This is a genomic window from Serratia sp. OS31, assembly GCF_014164835.1.
GTDB classification, from domain to species: Bacteria; Pseudomonadota; Gammaproteobacteria; order Enterobacterales; family Enterobacteriaceae; genus Serratia; species Serratia liquefaciens_A.
In genome coordinates this window covers 1-2328 of record NZ_JACJFQ010000082.1, presented here as the reverse complement: position 1 = coordinate 2328, position 2328 = coordinate 1, and the positions used below count along the sequence as shown (strand labels likewise).

At 48.2% G+C, this 2328-nt stretch carries 3 protein-coding genes and 3 pseudogenes; 4 read left to right on the top strand and 2 right to left on the bottom strand.

Annotated features, from left to right (window positions below; genetic code table 11):
• From H5P17_RS26335 to H5P17_RS26320, 4 genes and pseudogenes are all read left to right on the top strand, one after another.
• Positions 1–398, top strand: a pseudogene (locus H5P17_RS26335) (IS3 family transposase); the annotation flags it as partial.
• A 142-nt stretch (positions 399–540) separates the two neighbouring features.
• Complete coding sequence (locus H5P17_RS26330; protein ID WP_182825905.1) at positions 541–792, top strand: type II toxin-antitoxin system Phd/YefM family antitoxin; 252 nt, start codon at positions 541–543, stop codon at positions 790–792.
• Entirely contained in the window at positions 789–1076 is a 288-nt protein-coding gene (locus tag H5P17_RS26325) for a type II toxin-antitoxin system RelE/ParE family toxin (RefSeq protein WP_182825904.1), read from the top strand. Before H5P17_RS26330 ends, H5P17_RS26325 begins: the two co-directional genes overlap by 4 nt.
• 41 nt (positions 1077–1117) lie before the next feature.
• Positions 1118–1351 carry a hypothetical protein gene (locus H5P17_RS26320; RefSeq protein WP_182825903.1) on the top strand — a complete coding sequence of 78 codons (234 nt, stop codon included), beginning with the start codon at positions 1118–1120 and terminating at the stop codon, positions 1349–1351.
• A gap of 148 nt (positions 1352–1499) precedes the next feature.
• Here the strand turns inward: H5P17_RS26320 and H5P17_RS26315 are convergent.
• Positions 1500–1853 (bottom strand): annotated as a pseudogene (locus tag H5P17_RS26315) (integrase core domain-containing protein); the annotation flags it as partial.
• Positions 1854–1883: 30 nt separating this feature from the next.
• Positions 1884–2123 (bottom strand): annotated as a pseudogene (locus H5P17_RS26310) (transposase domain-containing protein); the annotation flags it as partial.
• Between the last annotated feature and the right edge of the window lie 205 nt (positions 2124–2328).

Below are 2328 nucleotides of genomic sequence, written 5' to 3'. Positions count from 1 at the left end.
ATATTGCCCCGTCGACATATTATTGGCATCAGCAACGCTAGCTACATCCTGATAAATGTAGCCAACGAGAAAAGTGCGATGCTCAAATCAGCCAGGAGATAAAACGCGTTTACGGAGAAAATTACAGTGTCTATGGAGCACGAAAAGTCTGGCGTCAGTTGCTCCGCGAGGGCTTTAGCGTCGCCCGGTGTACTGTTGAACGCCTGATGAAAATAATAGGTCTTCGGGGCGTACTCCGTGGCAAAGTCATCAAGACCACGATCGGTCGCAAAACAGCGGCTGCAGCGGGTCTGGTAAACCGCCAGTTCGTGGCAGTACGGCCCAATCAGCTTTGGTGTGCAGATTTTACGTACGTTAGCAGCTGGCAGGGCTTCGCCTATGTGGCGTTCATCATCGATGACCCTGAGAGTAGATAATTCATCCGTTTGAATATTGGGATCAAGCAGGGATCTAGTTGGATATTTATACTAAAAGACCTGTTAACTGGTCTTTTAATGCGATATAATAATACCTGTTAACTGGTATTATTATGGAGGCGACATGCCAAATATCATTCTTAGCGATACCAGTGCCAGTATCAGCGAACTGAAGAAAAACCCGATGGAAACTGTCGGTGCAGGAGACGGATACCCTGTGGCAATCCTCAACCGAAACCAACCTGCGTTTTATTGTGTGCCTGCAGAACTGTATGAGCAAATGCTCGATGCGCTGGACGATCAGGAGCTGGTCAAACTTGTCACCGAACGTCGCAGCGAGGCGCTGGTTGACATTGATTTGGACCATTTAGCATGACGTATACGGTCAAATTTCGAGAGACTGCAGCCAAGGAGTGGAGTAAGCTGGATAAGGCGCTTCAGCAGCAGTTTGCCAATAAATTGAAAAAGTGCTGCGAAAACCCTCATATACCTTCAGCGAAACTGCGTGGAATGCCGGGTTGTTACAAAATTAAGCTGCGCGCCTCTGGGTTTCGGCTGGTTTATGAAGTGATCGACGATTGCCTTGTGATCGCAGTTGTTGCCGTGGGTAAAAGGGAGCGGGGCGACGTCTATCAACTGGCCAGTGAACGCTTGAAATAACTATTACATGCAGTTATTACCTGTCCAAAAGGAGTCAAATAATGTCAAAAATTGTAGCGGAGCCTATTAACCTGGAAGAACCTGATCTGTTGGTAGGTAACGAAATCAAGCCGCTTACAATACAGGACTTGGCAGGGCATGTATTGGCCAGGATCTCGCCCAATAGCTGCGGCTGGTCCCATACTCAATTGCTGGCGATCGATATTGATAGCATGGCACCTGATGGCTGGGATGCGTACCAGGGTGACCAATGGATAGGCAGCTCTGAAATATAGTCAGGAATCGCCTCGCTACAGGCAGCGTTAACATTGCGCTGCATCTTTTGTACTGCGGAAGAAAAAGCTACTGAACATCACCGACAAACGGCGCCTGCGGCGCCGTTTGTCGGTGTGTGGCCCTGCATAAGCTGATTATGTGTGTGATTCATAGGCATCGTTTCAATTTTCGCAGCTCAAGTTCAAGCTTGTAATTCTGTTCCTGTATATGTTCTTCATTGAGCTGATAGTTTGCTTGAACTGCATCAGAGTATGGCGTTTGCTCAGCAAGTTCGAAGTAGCGCTCCATCGGAGTTTTACCGTTGTGAGCGCTATGAGGACGTTCCCAGTTATAGTAATGCTGCCATTCTGCCAGTAGCGCCTTCAAGTCATCAACCGATAGATCCACGGTAGCGTAGAACTCTGCTTTGTCTGTCTTTTGGGAACGTTCAACTTTGCCATTAAGATGAGGCGAAGCGGGCTTGTTTGGACGAAACTTGATGCCGTATTCTTTCAACCTTTCGTAAGCGTTAAGTGAGAGCCGTATTGACGGCTATTTATTGGTGAGACCTACATTCCATGGCAGGAGTTCGGCCACTTTGTTCGACGGCCACTCCGGTAGCACGCTCAGGATATGGCGAAGGTAAGCTTCCGGATCGATGCCATTCAGTCTGCATGTACCGATCAGACCGTACAGTAGTGCACCACGCTCGCCACCGTGATCGCTCCCGAAGAAGATGTAGTTTTTCTTACCAAGGCAGACGGCTCGCAGCGCGCGTTCAGCGTAAGCGTTAAGTGAGAACCGTATTGACGACTATTGCTTGGTGAGATCTACGTTCCATGGCAGCAGTTCGGCCACTTTGTTGCTGGGCCACTCCGGCAGTACGAAGCCTGTACATAAATTTGTGTAATTGCCTGATTTTGATATGTTCAATCCAACATCAAAAACAGGTTAATTTATGGACGAAAAACAGTTGCAAGCTCTGGCTAACGAACTG

Excerpts from the sequence above, each read along its gene's own strand:
- H5P17_RS26330 (WP_182825905.1), top strand. The coding sequence starts at position 541 with ATGCCAAATATCATTCTTAGCGATACCAGTGCCAGTATCAGCGAACTG.
- H5P17_RS26325 (WP_182825904.1), top strand. The coding sequence starts at position 789 with ATGACGTATACGGTCAAATTTCGAGAGACTGCAGCCAAGGAGTGGAGT.
- H5P17_RS26320 (WP_182825903.1), top strand. The coding sequence starts at position 1,118 with ATGTCAAAAATTGTAGCGGAGCCTATTAACCTGGAAGAACCTGATCTG.